15 protein-coding genes are annotated in these 17,919 nt (G+C 55.5%); 7 read left to right on the forward strand and 8 right to left on the reverse strand.

Annotated features, from left to right (window positions below):
* Positions 1–13: 13 nt before the first annotated feature.
* The 6 genes from KKW20_RS14745 to iolD form a co-directional block, all read right to left on the reverse strand.
* Positions 14–1,948 (reverse strand): PrkA family serine protein kinase, encoded by a 1,935-nt coding sequence (locus KKW20_RS14745; protein ID WP_214568675.1) that lies wholly within the window; start codon positions 1,946–1,948, stop codon positions 14–16.
* A 561-nt stretch (positions 1,949–2,509) separates the two neighbouring features.
* A complete protein-coding gene (gene iolG, locus KKW20_RS14750) occupies positions 2,510–3,499 on the reverse strand; it encodes an inositol 2-dehydrogenase (RefSeq protein ID WP_214568676.1) in 990 nt (329 codons plus the stop codon).
* 1 nt (position 3,500) lies between these two features.
* Complete coding sequence (locus tag KKW20_RS14755; RefSeq protein WP_214568677.1) at positions 3,501–4,331, reverse strand: class II fructose-bisphosphate aldolase; 831 nt, start codon at positions 4,329–4,331, stop codon at positions 3,501–3,503.
* Positions 4,328–5,170 (reverse strand): 5-deoxy-glucuronate isomerase, encoded by an 843-nt coding sequence (locus KKW20_RS14760; protein WP_214568678.1) that lies wholly within the window; start codon positions 5,168–5,170, stop codon positions 4,328–4,330. The genes KKW20_RS14755 and KKW20_RS14760 overlap by 4 nt, the downstream gene beginning before the upstream one ends.
* A 12-nt stretch (positions 5,171–5,182) precedes the next feature.
* Positions 5,183–6,160: a 5-dehydro-2-deoxygluconokinase gene (gene iolC / locus KKW20_RS14765; protein WP_214568679.1), complete on the reverse strand. Its 978-nt coding sequence runs from the start codon at positions 6,158–6,160 to the stop codon at positions 5,183–5,185.
* Entirely contained in the window at positions 6,160–8,028 is a 1,869-nt protein-coding gene (iolD, locus tag KKW20_RS14770; protein ID WP_214568680.1) for a 3D-(3,5/4)-trihydroxycyclohexane-1,2-dione acylhydrolase (decyclizing), read from the reverse strand. Before iolD ends, iolC begins: the two co-directional genes overlap by 1 nt.
* Before the next feature lie 124 nt (positions 8,029–8,152).
* On the opposite strand from iolD, the gene KKW20_RS14775 reads away from it, so the two are divergent.
* The 3 genes from KKW20_RS14775 to KKW20_RS14785 are packed head-to-tail and all read left to right on the forward strand — an operon-like array spanning position 8,153 to position 11,315.
* Positions 8,153–9,256 (forward strand): Gfo/Idh/MocA family protein, encoded by a 1,104-nt coding sequence (locus KKW20_RS14775; protein WP_214568796.1) that lies wholly within the window; start codon positions 8,153–8,155, stop codon positions 9,254–9,256.
* A 19-nt stretch (positions 9,257–9,275) separates the two neighbouring features.
* Positions 9,276–10,169 (forward strand): TIM barrel protein, encoded by an 894-nt coding sequence (locus KKW20_RS14780; protein WP_214568681.1) that lies wholly within the window; start codon positions 9,276–9,278, stop codon positions 10,167–10,169.
* A 12-nt stretch (positions 10,170–10,181) separates the two neighbouring features.
* A complete protein-coding gene (locus KKW20_RS14785; protein ID WP_214568682.1) occupies positions 10,182–11,315 on the forward strand; it encodes a Gfo/Idh/MocA family protein in 1,134 nt (377 codons plus the stop codon).
* A 71-nt stretch (positions 11,316–11,386) separates the two neighbouring features.
* On the opposite strand, the gene KKW20_RS14790 is transcribed toward KKW20_RS14785, so the two are convergent.
* Positions 11,387–12,421, reverse strand: coding sequence for a LacI family DNA-binding transcriptional regulator (locus KKW20_RS14790; protein WP_214568683.1), 1,035 nt, complete (start codon positions 12,419–12,421; stop codon positions 11,387–11,389).
* Between the two features lie 187 nt (positions 12,422–12,608).
* On the opposite strand from KKW20_RS14790, the gene KKW20_RS14795 reads away from it, so the two are divergent.
* From KKW20_RS14795 to KKW20_RS14805, 3 genes are all read left to right on the forward strand, one after another.
* On the forward strand, positions 12,609–13,559 hold the full coding sequence (locus tag KKW20_RS14795) for a sugar ABC transporter substrate-binding protein (RefSeq protein WP_214568684.1): 951 nt from the start codon (positions 12,609–12,611) through the stop codon (positions 13,557–13,559).
* Positions 13,560–13,633: 74 nt separating this feature from the next.
* Entirely contained in the window at positions 13,634–14,755 is a 1,122-nt protein-coding gene (locus KKW20_RS14800) for an ABC transporter permease (RefSeq protein ID WP_214568685.1), read from the forward strand.
* A 1-nt stretch (position 14,756) separates the two neighbouring features.
* Positions 14,757–15,545, forward strand: coding sequence for an ATP-binding cassette domain-containing protein (locus KKW20_RS14805; RefSeq protein WP_214568686.1), 789 nt, complete (start codon positions 14,757–14,759; stop codon positions 15,543–15,545).
* Positions 15,546–15,608: 63 nt separating this feature from the next.
* Here KKW20_RS14805 and KKW20_RS14810 read toward each other — a convergent pair whose 3' ends face one another.
* Positions 15,609–16,763, reverse strand: coding sequence for a phytanoyl-CoA dioxygenase family protein (locus tag KKW20_RS14810; protein ID WP_214568687.1), 1,155 nt, complete (start codon positions 16,761–16,763; stop codon positions 15,609–15,611).
* A gap of 86 nt (positions 16,764–16,849) precedes the next feature.
* Here KKW20_RS14810 and KKW20_RS14815 point away from each other — a divergent pair, with 86 nt between their 5' ends.
* Positions 16,850–17,884, forward strand: coding sequence for a LacI family DNA-binding transcriptional regulator (locus KKW20_RS14815; protein WP_214568688.1), 1,035 nt, complete (start codon positions 16,850–16,852; stop codon positions 17,882–17,884).
* Positions 17,885–17,919 lie beyond the last annotated feature (35 nt).

Genomic DNA, 17,919 nt, shown 5'->3' on the forward strand with positions numbered 1-17,919 from the left:
AACGACCCCCTGCCTATCCGGCTTTGTTCACCCTCATGTACCATTCCACCAGACGGCGGACCTGACGGCGGGTATAGCCGTGTTTTTCCATCCGCTCGACAAACTCCATGTGTTTGCCTTCGGTGTCGCTGTCTTTTTTCGACCCGAAGCTGATCACCGGCAACAGCTCTTCGACTTGGCTGAACATGTGTTTTTCAATCACGTCGCGCAGTTTTTCATACGACGACCAATGCGGGTTTTTCCCGGTGTTGGCGCGGTGGCGCAGGGCAAATTTCACGATCTCGTTGCGGAAATCCTTGGGGTTGGAAATGCCCGCTGGTTTTTCGATTTTCGACAGTTCCCCATCGAGGATTTCGCGATTGTAAAGCTGGCCGGTGTCGGGATCTTTATAATCCTGTTCCTCGATCCAGGCGTCCGCATAGGCGATATACCGGTCAAACACGTTTTGCCCGTATTCGGTATAGCTTTCGAGGTAAGCTTTCTGAATCTCATTGCCGATGAAATCCTCATACCGCGGCGCGAGTTCGGTCTTGATAAACTCAAGATATTTCGCCTCGGTCTCTTTCGGGAATTGTTCGCGTTTGATCATCTGTTCCAACAGATACATCAGATGCACCGGATCGGCGGCGACCTCTTCTGTGTCATAATTGAACACATTGGACAGCACCTTAAAGGCAAAACGGGTCGAGACCCCGGTCATGCCTTCATCCACGCCCGCATGGTCTTGGTATTCCTGCGAAGTTTTCGCTTTGGGATCGCTGTCCTTCAGGGTTTCGCCATCATAGACCCGCAGCTTGGAAAAGAGGTTGGAGTTTTCATGTGGCACCAGCCGTGACAGCACAGAAAACCGCGCGAGGATCTTAAGCGTTTCTGGCGCGCAGGGCGCCTCTTTCAACTCGCTATGCTCCAGAAGTTTGTGATAAATTTCAGCCTCTTCCGTCACACGCAGGCAATAGGGCACCTTGATGATCGACACGCGATCAATAAAGGCTTCGTTGTTTTTGTTGTTCTTGAACTGCTGCCATTCGCTTTCATTGGAATGGGCGAGGATCAACCCTTGGAACGGGATCGCGCCAAAGCTTTCCGTGCCCATGTAATTGCCTTCCTGCGTGGCGGTGAGCAGCGGATGCAGCATCTTGATCGGCGCCTTGAACATCTCGACAAATTCCATGATGCCCTGGCTGGTACGATTGAGCCCACCAGAAAATGAATAGGCGTCGGGATGGTCTTGGCTGAAATGCTCCAATTGGCGGATGTCCACCTTGCCGACCAATGTGGAAATGTCCTGATTGTTTTCATCCCCCGGTTCGACCTTGGCAATACAGATCCGGCGCAGACGCGAGGGCTTCATTTCCACCACCGTAAACTTGGAAATGTCACCTTTGAAGTCATCAAGCCGCTTCACGGCCCATGGCGACATCAGACCAGGTAGGCGGTGCCGCGAAATTCCATATTCCTGTTCCAACACCTCCCCCATGCGCACAGGATCAAACAGGCCCAGCGGGCTTTCAAAGGTCGGGCTGATCGTATCACCGGCTTTCAGCACATAAATTGGCTGATCTTCGCACAAGCGCTTCAATCGCTCTGCAATTGAAGATTTCCCGCCCCCAACGGGCCCTAAAAGATAGAGGATCTGTTTGCGTTCTTCCAAGCCTTGCGCGGCATAACGGAAGTACCCCACGATCCGTTCAATCGTGTCTTCCATCCCATAAAAATCTATAAAGGCAGCATAGCGTTTGATGGTTCGATTTTGGAAAATCAACCCGAGCCTAGGATCTTTTGACGTATCCACCTGCTCTTCTTCACCAATCGCCCGAAGCATACGTTCTGCGACGTTGGCATACATTGATGGGTCCGATTTGCACCCGTTCAAATAGTCTTGCAATGACATCTCCCGCTCGCGGGTTTCTGCATATTGCTCGGCAAAAAGCTCGACAATGTCGTCCATTTGACACCTACCTCCTTTTGGGGTTCCTCCTTAACCAAATGACACCTTCGGGCGTGCCATTGTTGTCACGCGGGAAGGGTGGGCCCCACAGCAAATCCGGCCGGGGGAATGAAAGCCAACAGCGATCAGGTTCGCAAACACGCGTCGCGAAAAGTATCAAGCCATTGATATGATGCTATTAAATTTTACACCTTTGAAAACCAGCATACACTAAAAACGCGACTTTTGCTATCGTTATGTGGGTCAACTCCGCTTGAACGTAAGACGCAATCGCGTGATTTCATCGTGACCAAAGGGGGTTGGGGCCAGATCTATCGCCGGTCGCCATTGGCGCGCGGCTGCTCAATTCAACACAAAAAGACGATGCCAGCACCCCGATGCGCATTTTACAACCGACCGCGTAAGGCGACCACTTCAACCTGATTTCTGTCATTCGTTTTGTCAGGGAAATCAGATCAACCGTGGCGATTTAAGTTTCAGACCGTTGATCGTGTTCACCCAGGAATTGTCGTTTCATCGCGCGGCCTCGCCGGAACATAGCCGCGCGCATTTTTTGGGGCATCACCCAACCGAGACGGGGCGACCTTCTGCCAAAGACCGTGCTGCCGCATCTGCCAAAACTTGCGCGCGCAACCCATCCTGAATGCTGGGCGAAACAGGTTGATCGCCACTTACTGCCGCTACAAAATGCAGCATCTCGGCCCGGTAGGCCGCCTCGTAGCGTTCCAGGAAAAAATTCTGCGCCGCTGCTTTGCGAAACCCGGTCGCGGTGGCCACTTCCACTGTGTTTTCCAACATATTTTCGGCGCGCAACATCCCATTAGCACCATGGACCTCAATCCGCTGGTCGTACCCGTAACTGGCCCGTCGCGAGTTGGAGATTTGGCAAATCTTCCCAGATGCGGTGGTCAGCGTGACAGCCGCGGTATCGACGTCGCCCGCCGTGCCAATTTCGGGGTCCACCAAGGCCGAGCCAACCGCATAAACAGTGATTGGTTCCTCACCAAGCAAGAACCGGGCCATATCCAGGTCATGAATCATCATGTCACGAAACAGCCCGCCCGAGCTTTTGATGTAGCTGACTGGTGGCGGTGTTGGGTCGCGTGACAAGATGGTCACGATTTCCACAGCGCCAATCTCACCTGTTGTAAGACGTGAATGAACATTGGCGAAATTCGGGTCAAAGCGACGGTTGAATGCGGTTAGAAAGGGGACATTTGCGGCCTCGACCACTTTGATGCAATCGCGAATACGATCGGCGGACATGTCTACGGGCTTTTCACAAAAGATCGCTTTCCCCGCGCGTGCCGCCGCGTGGATCAAGTCATAATGGGTGTCGGTTGGGGTGCCAATGACCACCGCATCCACTTTTTCACTCGCAATAAGCGCGTCGGGCGTCATCACATCGGCGCCGGTTTTTGCTGCCAAAGCCTGTGCAGGATCTGGAAAGGCATCTGCGACGGCGGTGACCATGGCCCCTTCGATTTGACCGATGCTACGGGCATGGACCTGGCCAATGCGACCACATCCTAAAAGTCCAATTTTCAGCATGTTATGCCCCCTTGAATGCGCGTAAAACCTGTCGTGTCGCGGTGACCACAGGATCATGAGTTTCTTTTAGGATCTGTACCCGATCAAACCGAGATGGGTCATGATTGACCGCCTCGCGCAGCGCGTGACCAAAGGCCATACGCAATTCGGTCCCGATGTTGAATTTGCACACTTTTGACCCACGCGCCAAGGCGGAGCGCTGTTCCACCGGCACGCCAGAGCCGCCGTGAATGACCAAAGGCACCTCGGTCACAGCCTCGATTGCGCGGATGCGGTCCATGTCCAAGCCACCCTCTTTGTCTTGTTGCAAATGCACGTTGCCAACCGAGATTGCCATGGCGTCCACCCCGGTTTCGCGTGCAAACTGTGCGGCTTCGTCTGGATTGGTTCCGGCAGAACCTTCGCCGCCAGAGTAGCCAACAAAACCAATCTCGCCCTCGCAAGATACACCGGCGGCGTGTGCCATTTCGACAATGGCCGCGGTCTCTGTGATGTTCTCAGAAAGTGGTTTGCGTGATCCGTCAAACATAACCGAGGTAAAGCCGCTGTCGATGGCGATCCGGCAATCCTCTACTGTATACCCGTGGTCGAGATGGGCCACGACCGGCACGCTTGCCGCTTCCGCCAAATGGCGAAACATCTTGCCCAAAATAGGCAGGGGCGTGTGGTCCCGGCACGATGGCCCAGCTTGTAAAATCACCGGGCAATTTTCGGCCTCCGCCGCCGCCACATAGGCGCGCATTTCTTCCCATCCAAGCGTGACAAGACCGGCCACAGCGTATCCATTCTTCAGCGCGGGCTGAAGCACATCCTTCAATGTCACAAGGGTCATTTGAACTTTGCCACCATATCCATGATACCGGGAATTGTGTGAAGCTGGGCCTCATGTGTCGGCTGGAAATACTGCTTCAACGACCGCTGGCTAAGACCGCCAAGGATGGTGAAATAATACATCTGATACCCGGGCAAAACTGCGCAAGGGTGATAGCCTTTGTCGATCATAATCGTTGATCCATCCATGATGTGATAGGCATCGCCGGGCTCATTGTCTTCGCGCTGCAACATCTGAACGCCCGACCCATAGTTTGGTTTGAACCGGAAGTTATATGTCTCATCATGGCGGGTTTCATCGGGCAAACGATCAGTGTCATGTTTGTGGGATGGGAAGCCGGACCAACCGCCTTCGCCCACGGTAAACAGCTCGCTGACCAACAAGCGGCCGACTTTGTCGTGATATTTCGTGCCAAGGATGTGCTTGATTTTGCGGTGAGTTTTCGTGTCATCTGACCCGTATTGCACCAAATCAATCTCGGCTTCGCGTACGTCAAACGGCTCAAGCACCTTGTCGTATTTTGCACCCGCAATGAAGGTTTCGGTCGCATCGGTCAGACAGGTGATCCGCACTTTGGCCCCAACCGGCACGTAAACCCCTTCGGGTTCGCCGTCCCAGACATCTTCGGTCCGCGTGCCAAGGCGATCATATTTCGCGCCGTCCACATCGACATCAACCGTGCCCGTTGCCGGCACAATGCAGGTTTCATAGCCGGGCACGGCGTATTCAAACACCTCGCCCTTCTTCAGCTTGATGATGTTAAAGTAATTCAACGGCACCAGATCGTGATCAACATCGACGATGGGTTTGTTTTGGTTGTCATGGGGCGCGATATGCATGTGCGTATCCTTTCAGCAATTTGTGGGGCCGGGATGCGAGGCCAAAAAGGCCTCAAGCTCGGCGGTGTTGGGCATGGCGGGGGCGCAGCCGGGTTGCGCGACAACAATTGACGCACAAGCCGACCCGCGCAAAACGGCGTCTTTCATCAGGTGATCTTTGGACAGCGCGGCGAGAAAGCCGGCCATGAAACTGTCGCCAGCACCGGTGGGTTTCACCGCGTCTACCGGAAAAATTCCGGTACGCAGCTCTTGCCCATTTGCAAAGGTCATGGCCCCTTCCGCGCCCATTTTATAGACGACAATGGCGGCGCTGGAAGTCGCGAGTTCCCGTGCTTTATCAAGGCCATACGAGATATCGCCGGCCATGAAACCAAATTCTTCATCATTGCCAACAATGACGTCGGACAAGGCCCCCGCGCGCGACAAAACATCCTGTGCGACCTGCGGTGAAGGCCAGCTGTAAGGGCGATAATCCACATCAAAAATGATCGGCAAACCCGCAGCACGCGCCAGTTCAAAGGCGCGGAACGCAGCAGTTCGGGAGGGTTCCGCGGCAAAGACCGTACCAGCCGTGATCAACGCGCCAAATTGGCTGTAATCCACCGCCTCCACGTCATCGACGGTCATTTGAAAGTCGGCGGCATTGTTGCGGTAAATCACCGATTGATGCTCGTCCACGCGGGTTTCATAAACGGCGAGCGACGTGCGCTCTTCGCCTTTGATCCGCTTTACATGGGTGCGATCAATGCCGTAGGCATCCAGCTGATTTTCACAATACCAACCCACCGCATCATCGGAAACCGATGTCACAAGGGCGGCGTCACAGCCGAATTTGACCAACCCTGCCGCGATATTGGCCGAGCTTCCGCCCATCGCCACCATCATGGATGTTGCATCCTGTGTCCGTGTGCCCGCAGGTTCCGGCGAAAGATCCATGCCCACACGCCCGATCACCAGAAAATTGCGCTTGGCAATGCCGTCCATCACCATCAGACGCCCTTCCGTTGCTTGCTGCGGCTGGCTTCCCAGTCCACATGGGCGTCGCGCACGCGGTTGCTGTCGGTGATATGCGGGGTGCCGACCTCCCACCAGGTATGCCCTTCGGTGGTCCAGCCCTCATAGGGGTCGACCTTCATGACAATCACATGGGTCTTGTCAGAGGCTTTGGCCCGCGTAAAGGCCTCGCCCAATTCGGCAGGATTAGAGACTGTTTCGGCAATTGCACCTTGGGATGCGGCATGGGCTTCAAAGTCCACGCTGAAAGGTTCCGGGATGGTTGGGCAATCCGCCAGAAGGTTGTTGAAGCTTTCGTTGCCTGTGTTGTTTTGCAGCTTGTTGATCACCGCAAACCCGCCGTTGTCCAGCACCAGAATGATTAGTTTCTTACGGCTCAGAACCGACGAATAGATGTCTGAATTCAACATCATATAAGATCCATCGCCAAGAAAGATGATGGTGTCTTGATCTGGTTCTTGCTCCGCCTGCGCAATGCGCGCGCCCCAACCACCAGCAATCTCATACCCCATGCAGGAAAAGCCAAACTCCACATCAACGGTGCCGATATCGAGCGTGCGCCAGTTGGCGGTCACCTCGGCTGGCAAACCGCCTGCGGCCGCAATCACGCGGTCGCGCGGATCACAAAGGGCGTTCACCATTCCGATGGCTTGGGCATATGAATTCGGACGATTGCCGTGGGCGATATTTTCGGCCACATAAGCATCCCATTTCGTGCGCTCTCCTTGCGCTTCGGCCACCCAAGACGCCGGCCCGGAATATTCAAGAGCCGCAGTCAACGCCGTCAAGGACTGCTTGGCATCCCCAACCACCGGCAGCGACATATGCTTGCCTGCGTCATGGCGCGCGGCGTTGATGGAAATGAACTGTGCGTCTTGTGCAAATGCCGTCCAAGATCCCGTGGTGAAATCCTGCAGCCGTGTGCCCACGGCCACAATCACATCCGCCCTTTCGGCGATTGCATTGGCACTGTCAGATCCGGTGACCCCGATGGGGCCGATATTTAGCGGGTGCGTCGCCAACATATTTGCACGCCCAGCGATGGTTTCGACGACCGGAATTTGGTGAGCTTCTGCAAAGGCCGTCAGTTCCTTTACAGCGCGCGAATATTGCACGCCGCCACCTGCGATAATCATCGGGCGCTTGGCACCAGACAGGGCGCGAACCGCATCGGCAATCTCGTCGGCATCCGGAGTGATCCGACGAATGCGGTGCACTTTCTTCTCAAAAAACGCGGTTGGATAGTCATAGGTCCAACCCTGTACATCCTGCGGCAGACCAAGAAACGCAGGGCCGCAATCCGCCGGGTCCAGCATCGTCGCAATGGCGGCGGGCAGGGACTGGATCACCTGCGCCGGATGGGAAATTCGATCCCAATAGCGCACAACAGGTTTAAACCCATCGTTCACGCCAAAGGTCGGATCGTTAAAGTTCTCCATCTGCTGCAATACCGGGTCGGGCAGGCGGGTCAGGAACGTATCGCCACATAAAAGCAGCATTGGCAAACGGTTGGCATGGGCCAGCGCCGCGGCCGTCATCAGGTTTGATGTGCCTGGTCCCGCAGATGCAGTGCAAAACATAAATCTTTGGCGCAACCATTGCTTTGCATAACCTGCTGCGGCGAATCCCATGCTCTGTTCATTCTGCCCACGATAAAGAGGCAGCTCATCTTGCACACCGTGCAACGCCTCGCCCAGACAGGTCACATTGCCGTGCCCAAAGATGCCAAAACCCCCGCCACACAGGCGCATTTCTTGCCCATCTATTTCGATGAACTGGTTGGAAAGCCAACGGATTATTGCCTGGGCGGTGGTCAGGCGGATGGTGTCATGTGTTGTCGTCATGTGTGCGCGAACCTTTTAGGAATTTTCGGCGGGAGACCGAATGCAGCTTGCGAGATTTCGATTCCCACGATACAAGTTTTGCAACCGGTTGCAAACCGTATTTCAAATTTGAGGGGTCGATATGATGCGACAAATCGGAATTGGCATCCTTGGTGGGGGCTACATGGGCAAGGCGCATTCGGTCGCAATGTCCGCTGTTGGCGCTGTCTTTAACACCGCTTTGCGCCCTCGTTTGGAAATGATCTGTGCCTCGTCTAACGACAGTGCAGAGCGGTATCGGGTGGCCTATGGATTCGACCGGGCCACCGATGACTGGCGCGTATTGGTCAATGATCCAAAGGTTGAGGCGATTGTGATTGCCACACCGCAAGAAACCCACCGCGCTGTGGCCGAGGCCGCCTTTGCGCTGGGTAAGCCAGTGTTTTGTGAAAAACCTCTGGGCGCATCCCTTGATGACAGTCGTGCGATGGTTGCCGCAGCCGAGGCCTCTGGCCTGCCAAATATGGTCGGCTTTAACTATATCCGCACCCCGGCAAGCCAGTTCACACGCCAACTGATTGCGGACGGCGAAATCGGAGACATCACCTGGTTTCGCGGCGAGCATACCGAGGATTTTTACGCAGACCCCGATATGCCCGCAACCTGGCGTACAACCGGCGCAGCCAACGGCACAATGGGCGACCTCGCCCCGCATATGATCAACGCGGCTTTGGCGTTGCTTGGCCCCATCACCCGTGTCATGGCCGAAATTGAAACCGTTCACAAAACGCGCCCGGGCGGCGAGGTTACCAATGACGACCACGGCCAATTGATGTGCCGCTTTGAAAATGGCGCGATGGGGCAGATGTATTTCTCGCGCATCGCGATGGGGCGAAAAATGGGCTATGCCTATGAAATTACGGGGACAAAAGGGGCGATCCGTTTTGATCAAGAAGATCAGAATGCCCTTTGGCTTTATCGTGCCGAAGATCCCGAGGCTGAGCGAGGGTTTCGCAAAATCCTAACCGGCCCCGCACATCCTGACTATTTGCCGTTCTGCCAAGGCCCCGGCCACGGCACCGGATATCAAGATCAAATCATCATCGAGGCACGGGATTTTCTTGCCGCGATTGAAACCGGAAAACCCATTTGGCCAACCTTTCAAGACGGGCTGGACGTCAACCGCGTGATCGCGGCCGCCACGGCGTCGTGTAAGTTGGAAAAATGGCAAGATATCAACGCATTATGAGCATAAGAAAGACTTGTAAATGACTATCAGAATTGGCAATGCGCCCTGTTCCTGGGGTGTGGAGTTTGCAGATGACCCGCGTAATCCCAGCTGGCAATCCGTGCTGAAGGATTGTGCTGAGGCGGGGTATAAGGGGATCGAGTTGGGGCCCGTTGGCTTCATGCCCGAGGATCCCGCTGTGTTGGCTGACGGCTTGGCGGAGCATGAACTGGAGCTGATCGGCGGCGTGGTTTTTCGCGCCTATCATGACCCGGATGCATGGGAAGATGTGTTGGATGCAACCCACCGCACCGCGCGGGCTTTAAAGGCACATGGGGCGCAGCATTTGGTGTTGATCGACTCGATTTCACCGCGCCGCGCACCCACCGCTGGCCGTGCGTCTGAGGCCGAGCAAATGGATAAGGCGGAATGGGCTGCTTATCGCGACCGGATCGCCGAAACTGCGCGCATTGGCACCGAAGAATACGGGCTGACCGTTGGCATACACGCCCATGCGGCGGGTTTCATGGATTTTGAGCCGGAACTGGAACGGTTGCTGAGTGAAGTCGATGATAACATTCTGAAAATCTGTTTCGACACCGGCCACCATTCTTATGCTGGCTTTGATCCTGTGGCGTTTATGAAACGTCACATTGATCGCATTTCCTACATGCACTTCAAGGATATTTCGCCAAAGGTGAAAGCGGACGTCATTGCCAAACGCACGGGGTTTTACGATGCCTGCGGCCAAGGGATTTTCTGCAATCTTGGCGAGGGTGATGTCGACTTCCCCACGGTGCGTCAGGTGCTTTTGGATGCAGGGTTTGAGGGCTGGTGTACGGTTGAACAAGACTGCGACCCCCTGTTGGATCCCGACCCTGTTGGGGATGCGCGCAAGAACCGCGAATACCTTGAATCTATTGGCTTTAACTAAGGAGCGCTTCTCATGACAAAACTGAAATGGGGCATGATTGGTGGCGGCGAAGGCAGCCAGATTGGACCTGCGCACCGGTTGGGTGCTTTGGCGGATGGGCGCTTTGAATTTGCGGCGGGTGCTTTGGATCATCGCCCGGATGTGGGGCGTGAATACGCGCAACGATTGGGCATTGCCGCAGACCGGTCCTATGGGGATTGGCAAGAGATGTTGGCGGGTGAGAAAAACCGCGACGATCGTATTGATCTGGTGACAGTCGCCACGCCCAACGCCACCCATTTTGAGATCGCCAAAGCCTTTCTTGAGGCCGGGTTTAACGTGCTGTGTGAAAAGCCGATGACCATGACGGTTGAAGAGGGCGAGGAAATCGTCAAAGTCGCTGAAAAAGCAGGGAAAATCTGTGCTGTGAACTATTGCTACTCGGCCTATCCAATGGTCCGCCAAGCCCGTGCAATGGTGCGCGATGGCGAGATTGGCAAGGTGCGTTTGGTGGTCACAAATTTCAGCCACGGGCATCACGGGGATGCAACGGATGCGGATAATCCGCGGGTGAGGTGGCGCTATGATCCCAAGATGGCCGGGGTCTCTGGTCAGTTTGCGGATTGCGGCATTCACGCGCTTCATATGGCAAGTTTTATTGCCGATGATGAGGTGGAAACCCTGTCCGCTGATTTCGCGTCCACCATCCCAAGCCGCGAGCTTGAGGACGATGCGATGGTCAACTTCCGTATGCGCGGCGGCACGGTTGGGCGGCTGTGGACATCGTCCGTTGCGATCGGCCGTCAGCACGGATTTGATATCCAGGTGTTTGGTGAAACAGGCGGTCTTCGTTGGGCGTCAGAACAGCCTAACCAGTTGATTTATACGCCAGTTAATGGGCGCACGCAGATCATTGAAAAGGGCGAAGGGGGCCTGCATGACGATGCCCAACGCCTGTCCCGAGTGGCGATTGCGCATCCCGAAGGCTTCCCTTTGGCGGTCGCAAACATCTATTGCGATCTGGCCGATGCGATCCATGGCGCGACCCGCGATGGCCTGCCAAATGCCGAGGCCGGAGTGCGGTCGATGGCGGCGGTTCACACGGCTGTGGCGTCGGCCAAAGAAGGGGGCGTTTGGATGGACGCACGCCCACCAATGTTCCGCTAATACCAAGAAAAACAGAAACCGGGTTGCGGCCCGGTTTCTTTAAACTGTTTAAAGTTTCAAAACCGGAAACTTTAAAGTTTTACATCCCCTCCGACGTCAATCTTTAAACACTTTAAACTCTTTAAAGTTCCCCGTTCTACCACGGAACAGGGGAAAATTCGCGCTTCGGGATAGCGATCCGGTTCGTCCAGCATCGCCACCATCAACTCAATCGACGAAGAGACAATTTGCCGGATCGGTTGGTGGATGGTCGTCAGATTTATGTTTTCCCAACGCGCCATTTCCATGTCATTCAAACCAATGATGCCAATGTCATCGGGCACCGAAAGCCCGCTATCGGCAATGGCCGACAAAGCCCCGATGGACAGCACGTCATCGCCGCAGAAAAACGCTTGTGCTGGGGTGCTTTTCAACAGGCGCATCATCTCGGCCCGGCCTGCGTCAAAGGAATAGTCATGCGCAAAAGAATGGCTGGTTTTGATCGAAGGATGTGCCGACAGCTCTGACAAAAACCCGGCGTGACGGTCTTGGGTCGAGGTGGCACTCTCTGGTCCGCCCAAAAAGGCGATGTGATCATAGCCGCGATCAACCAAGGTCCGTGCCGCCATGCGCCCGCATTCAAAGTTGTCGATGCCAACCACATGGACTTGCGGGGCGGATGAGTAGCGCCCGAAGGAATGCACCACCGGAACACCGGCATCCCGAAATGCTTTGGCAAAGCCCGGGGGCAGGGTGGAGGAGGCCACAACAACGCCGTCGACCGAATATTGCCGCAACATGCGCACCGAGTTTTCCGGGTCCACTTCGTCGCTGAGGTTCACCAAAAGCGGGCGCAATCCACAGTCCTGTAATCCGCGGGTGAACAGGTCAAACACCTCTAGGAAAATCGGGTTGTGAAAGTTGTTCGAGACGAGGCCAATCAGTTTGGTGCGCCCCGTGGTCAGGGAGGACGCCAGCGCATTTGGGCTGTACCCCAACTCGCGCGCCGCCTTTTCAACCTTGCGCCGCATTTTGTCCGAAACCGATGCGCCGTCGGTGAATGCGCGCGACACAGCCGAGCGTGATACACCCGCGCGTTCTGCAACCTCTTTCAATGTGACGGCCATGGTCAACCTGTTCTTAAATACCTGTGACAGGTGTTTTAAAGGGTTTCTTCTCAATATGCAGCATGAAACAGTCTCCGCATTTTTGCAACCGGTTGCAAAAGCAGGTTGGATATGCTTTAACTTGAGTCGGAGAGACGGAGCAAACCGCTCTTTCGGCATTAAGACCGGTGAAACTTGGGAGGAAAACATGACTTCACTGATGAAAAAACTCGCGCTGGTGACAGCTGTTGCCGCCGCCCCGCTGATGGCCGCGACCACGGCGTCGGCAGATGGCGAAAAATACATTCTTGTCAGCCACGCGCCTGACAGCGACAGCTGGTGGAACACCATCAAAAACGGCATCGCGCTGGCTGGTGAGCAAATGAATGTTGAGGTTGAATACCGCAACCCGCCCACCGGTGACCTTGCCGATATGGCGCGGATCATCGAACAGGCGGCGGCCTCTGGCCCCAATGGTATCATCACCACTTTGTCTGATTACGAGGTGTTGAAAGGCCCAATCATGAACGCTGTGGCATCGGGTGTTGATGTGATCATCATGAACTCGGGGACACCGGATCAGGCGCGCGAAGTTGGTGCGTTGATGTATGTTGGTCAGCCAGAATATGACGCAGGGTATGCGGCTGGTCTGCGTGCAAAAGGTGACGGTGTTGGATCGTTCCTTTGTGTGAACCATTACATTTCATCACCCTCGTCGACCGAACGGTGTCAGGGTTTTGCAGATGGCTTAGGTGTCGATCTTGGCAACCAGATGATCGACAGTGGGCAAGATCCGGCAGAAATCAAAAACCGTGTTCTGGCCTATTTGAACACCAATCCTGAAACAGATGCGGTCTTGACGCTTGGGCCAACATCGGCGGATCCGACATTGCTTGCGCTGGACGAAAACGGTATGGCGGGTGACATCTATTTCGGCACGTTCGATTTGGGTGAAAACATCGTCAAGGGCATCAAGGCGGGCATCATCAATTGGGGCATCGACCAACAGCCGTTCTTGCAGGCGTATCTGCCGGTTGTGGTGATGACCAACTATCACCGCTACGGCGTTCTGCCCGGCAACAACATCAACTCTGGCCCCGGTTTTGTAACCGCAGACGGGTTGGAAAAAGTTGAGATGTTTGCTGGCGAATACCGTTAATCTTCTCCCGACTGGGCGGCTGGTGCGAATTGGCCGCCCTTTCTTTATCCCCATCTAGGGTCTCTGAGGTCAAAATGTCTGATACAGCACCTGAAATTCAAACTGACGAACGGGTGAAAACCCGATCTCGTTTCCGCGAAGCCCTCATCCGCCCGGAATTGGGCGGGATCATTGGCACCGCAATCGTGTTCCTGATGTTCCTTTTGTTTGCTTTTGACAGCGGCATGTTCTCCAGTCAGGGCGTTATGAACTGGAGCCAAGTGAGCGCGCAATTCATGATTATCGCCGTCGGCGCCTGTCTATTGATGATCGCGGGAGAGTTTGATCTGTCGGTCGGATCAATGATCGGGTTTTCAGGCATGATGATTGCGATTTTCACGGTCACACTTGGCTGGCCGGTCTGGATGGCAATCCTTGTCACCTTTGCGCTTGCGTTGGCAATTGGCGCGCTGAACGGAATCATTGTGGTTCGCACGGGTTTACCCAGTTTTATCGTCACTTTGGCCTTTCTGTTCATCCTACGCGGATTTGCGATCTTCCTGCCGCAAGTCATTGAACGCAAAACAATTATTGGTGGCGTGGATGTTGCAGCCGAAGGCGATTGGCTGGCGGCATTGTTTGGGGGCAAGATCCTTGGGGGCCTGTTCACCTGGATGGGCGACAATGGCCTGATCGCGGTGTTTGCGCGCGGCAGCAGGGCAGGTGACCCTGTGGTTGACGGGATTCCCATGCTGATTGTCTGGGCGCTTGGTCTTGTGATCTTTGGGCATGTGCTGCTGACACGTACGCAATTTGGAAACTGGATTTTTGCCGCCGGTGGTGATGCCGAAGCGGCGCGTAATTCGGGTGTTCCGGTGAACCGCGTCAAGATCATGATGTTCATGTTTACGGCCTTCTGCGCAACCGTTTTTGCCACCTGTCAGGTGATGGAATTCGGCGGTGCCGGGTCCGATCGCGGGGTGTTAAAGGAATTCGAGGCGATCATTGCCGTTGTCATCGGCGGTGCGCTTTTGACCGGCGGATATGGCTCGGTTGTGGGGGCTGCTTTGGGGGCCTTGATCTTTGGCGTCGTGCAACAGGGGCTCTTTTTCGCAGGGGTCGAAAACTCGTTGTTCCGGGTGTTCCTGGGGGTCATCCTTTTGGCCGCTGTGATCCTGAACACCTATGTGCGCCGTATGATTACCGGGGAGAGATAAGATGAGCACTGAACATGCCGCAATCGTACAGATGAGAAACATCGAAAAGCATTTTGGCGCCGTCATCGCCCTGGCTGGTGTCTCGCTAGAGGTCTATCCGGGCGAATGCCATTGCCTTTTGGGCGACAATGGCGCCGGAAAATCCACCTTTATCAAAACCATGTCCGGGGTGCATAAACCCACCAAAGGCGAGATCTATTTTGGCGGGACACCGATGAAATTCGATCGCCCGCGCGATGCCATTTCGGCCGGGATTGCCACGGTGCACCAGCATCTCGCGATGATCCCTTTGATGAGCGTCAGCCGAAACTTTTTCATGGGCAATGAACCTGTGCGCCGGGTCGGGCCGTTGAAATTTTTCGACCATAAACTCGCCGACAGTATCACCATGGAAGCCATGCGGGAAATGGGTATTAACCTGCGCGGGCCAGATCAGGCCGTGGGCACATTGTCGGGCGGAGAACGCCAGACAGTGGCGATCGCACGGGCCGTGCATTTTGGCGCAAAAGTGCTGATTTTGGACGAGCCGACATCCGCCCTTGGCGTGCGCCAAACCGCCAATGTTCTGGCCACCATCGACAAGGTTCGCAAACAGGGTGTGGCGGTGGTGTTCATCACCCACAACGTGCGTCATGCTATGGCGGTGGGTGACCGGTTTACGGTGCTTAACCGCGGAAAAACCCTTGGCACCGCACAGCGCGGTCAAATCACACCAGAAGAGTTGCAGGACCTGATGGCCGGTGGTCAGGAACTTGTCGCGCTTGAGGGATCCTTGGGCGGTACGGTTTAATCCGGTCACACAGGTTTACCTAAATGGCCCCCGCCGCGTATCGCACGGCGGGGGTTTTCTGATTTAGGGGCGCTGTTTTTCGGTCATAGCGGTCAGGGCCGCGCCGAACGCCTCTGTCGTCAGCCCGTCATCCAAAGCGCGCTGAAACAGGGCGGCTTGGGTTTCTGGCGCCAGCCCACCAACGGGCGGATCGCGGTCCAGATTGGTGGGGAACGAATAGCCTTCGGCGCAGGCGTCAATTGCGGCTGTCATTTCTGAACGGGTCAGGTTTTTAGCGGCTTGCGCATGGGGATACATCGCGTTGCACATCGCCCGACGATCCAGCGTTTCCATCGCGCGCCCAAAGGCCGAAGACACCTGTAACAGGTTGGCCATACGGTGGATATTCGCACTGACATTGGCCCCTGCCGCGTGGAAAAGCGCGGGGTTGAAAAACACCGCATCGCCTTTGGAGAGGGGCAGTTGAATATGATGCGTCTCAAAATAGGCGCGGAAATCCTCGCGCCGCCATGCCACATATCCGGGCCGGTACAGTTGCGAAAAAGGGAGCAATTTGGTTGGGCCACTTTCCACCGGCATATCGCAATGGGCAACGGCACCTTGCAAGGTTAATGCGGGCGACAAATCATGCACATGCGCGGGGTATTGCGCGCTGATGTCAGCCGATTGAAAGCCGATGTGATAATCGCGATGCGCTTGCTGGGCCGCCCCGCCGGGACGCACCAGATTGATCTGCGCAGTCATTTGATAATTTGGACCCAACCACGCTTCGCTCATCGCCGCGATTGAGGTGTTGGCGAAATACCGCAGAAACACATCAGGGGCCGTCAGGCACAATTTCTGAGCGGAATTCCAGATCCGATCATTTGCCCCAGAGGCCGCAAAATGATCGCCGCCGCCGCCCGTTTCCTCTTTCTCCCTGGCGATGATCTGTTGGTAAACCTCGGTGGCGTCATCCAGCACAGTTGTGTCGGCATAAGCCCCCTTTAGGACCACCACGCCAGCCCCGGACATCAGCACGTTGGCCCATTCCGCCATCAGCGTCTTACGCGTGTTTTCCTGCTCCAGCTGGGGCCGCAAAACGGACATATCATAAAGGGGCACGTTCTTTCGAACCTCCGCCGCGAGGGGCGTTTTGGCGGGGTCTGTCGTTTGTTCAACAAGCTCTGTGAACTCCGCCAGCTCACAGGTATCAGGATGGAAATAGGGGTGTGTCATGGCGCCTCTCTTTTCTTCGTTCGCTTGTTAAAGAGTGCATCACGACGGGCTTGATCGGGGCCGCAAAACACATCAAGAATACATCAATGACACATCGTTTTCCGATCAAAGAAATCGCGCTTCAGGCGGGTATGGGCACAGCAACCGTTGACCGGGTGTTGAACGGCCGCGCCCATGTCAGCCCGCAAACCCGCGCGCGCGTGATGGCCGCGATTGATGAACTCACGCAGCAAGAGGGGCAAATGTCTGCGCGTGGGCGGCGGGTGTTTTTTGATGTGGTGGTCGAGGCGCCAACGCGGTTTAGCCGTGAGGTTAAGCGCGCCGCGGAAGAGGTGTTGCCCGGCGTCAGTGCCGCCGTCATTCGGCCCCGCTTTGTGTTGGGGGAGGTCATGCGCGATGACGAGGTTTTGGCCACCGTCACACGTATTTTGAAACGCGGCAGCCAAGGGGTTTGTCTGAAATTACGCGACACGCCTTTGATGCGTGCGGCGATTGCGGAGTTGACCGCTGCGGGCATCCCGGTTGTCACCCTGTTCACGGATATCGCAAGTCCGGCTCGGTTGGGCTATTTCGGGCTGGAGAATGCCGCCGCGGGGCAGGTTGCAGCCTATTTGATGGATCTGTCATTGCCGAAAGGGCCGGGTACAATATTGGCCACACAAAGCAATCTCGGCTTTTTGGGTGAGGGGGCGCGGGCCGATGCATTTGCCGTCGCCCTGCGGCAATTGCGCCCTGAGCTAAAGATCATTTCAGCAACCGGTGGCAGCGGTTTGCCCCATGACACGGCGCAAGATGTCATGCGCGTGCTGCGCGGGGTTGATGACCTTGTTGCGGTCTACTCCATGGGTGGTGGGAATCGGGCGATTGATCAGGTTCTATCAAACCTTGGTCATGCTCCTCATCTGTTTATCGCCCATGATTTAGATCGAGAAAACAAAGACTTGTTGCTGAGCAGGTGTATCCAATATGTGCTGCATCACGACCTGCATACTGATCTGCGCAATGCCTTTCATCGGCTGTTACGTCACCATCGGTTGATGCCTGCCGATACCGTTGATGCCCCGTCAAACGTGCAGATTATCACCCCTGCGAACCTGCCAAGAGAGACGCGTAGGGCATAGAAATGCGGCGCCCAGACGGACGCCGCACCCTTCAT

This window comes from Aliiroseovarius lamellibrachiae (genome assembly GCF_018599245.1).
Taxonomy (GTDB): domain Bacteria; phylum Pseudomonadota; class Alphaproteobacteria; order Rhodobacterales; family Rhodobacteraceae; genus Aliiroseovarius; species Aliiroseovarius lamellibrachiae.

Excerpts from the sequence above, each read along its gene's own strand:
- KKW20_RS14745 (WP_214568675.1), bottom strand. The coding sequence starts at position 1,948 with ATGGACGACATTGTCGAGCTTTTTGCCGAGCAATATGCAGAAACCCGC.
- iolG (WP_214568676.1), bottom strand. The coding sequence starts at position 3,499 with ATGCTGAAAATTGGACTTTTAGGATGTGGTCGCATTGGCCAGGTCCAT.
- KKW20_RS14755 (WP_214568677.1), bottom strand. The coding sequence starts at position 4,331 with ATGACCCTTGTGACATTGAAGGATGTGCTTCAGCCCGCGCTGAAGAAT.
- KKW20_RS14760 (WP_214568678.1), bottom strand. The coding sequence starts at position 5,170 with ATGCATATCGCGCCCCATGACAACCAAAACAAACCCATCGTCGATGTT.
- iolC (WP_214568679.1), bottom strand. The coding sequence starts at position 6,160 with ATGGTGATGGACGGCATTGCCAAGCGCAATTTTCTGGTGATCGGGCGT.
- iolD (WP_214568680.1), bottom strand. The coding sequence starts at position 8,028 with ATGACGACAACACATGACACCATCCGCCTGACCACCGCCCAGGCAATA.
- KKW20_RS14775 (WP_214568796.1), top strand. The coding sequence starts at position 8,153 with ATGCGACAAATCGGAATTGGCATCCTTGGTGGGGGCTACATGGGCAAG.
- KKW20_RS14780 (WP_214568681.1), top strand. The coding sequence starts at position 9,276 with ATGACTATCAGAATTGGCAATGCGCCCTGTTCCTGGGGTGTGGAGTTT.
- KKW20_RS14785 (WP_214568682.1), top strand. The coding sequence starts at position 10,182 with ATGACAAAACTGAAATGGGGCATGATTGGTGGCGGCGAAGGCAGCCAG.
- KKW20_RS14790 (WP_214568683.1), bottom strand. The coding sequence starts at position 12,421 with ATGGCCGTCACATTGAAAGAGGTTGCAGAACGCGCGGGTGTATCACGC.
- KKW20_RS14795 (WP_214568684.1), top strand. The coding sequence starts at position 12,609 with ATGACTTCACTGATGAAAAAACTCGCGCTGGTGACAGCTGTTGCCGCC.
- KKW20_RS14800 (WP_214568685.1), top strand. The coding sequence starts at position 13,634 with ATGTCTGATACAGCACCTGAAATTCAAACTGACGAACGGGTGAAAACC.
- KKW20_RS14805 (WP_214568686.1), top strand. The coding sequence starts at position 14,757 with ATGAGCACTGAACATGCCGCAATCGTACAGATGAGAAACATCGAAAAG.
- KKW20_RS14810 (WP_214568687.1), bottom strand. The coding sequence starts at position 16,763 with ATGACACACCCCTATTTCCATCCTGATACCTGTGAGCTGGCGGAGTTC.
- KKW20_RS14815 (WP_214568688.1), top strand. The coding sequence starts at position 16,850 with ATGACACATCGTTTTCCGATCAAAGAAATCGCGCTTCAGGCGGGTATG.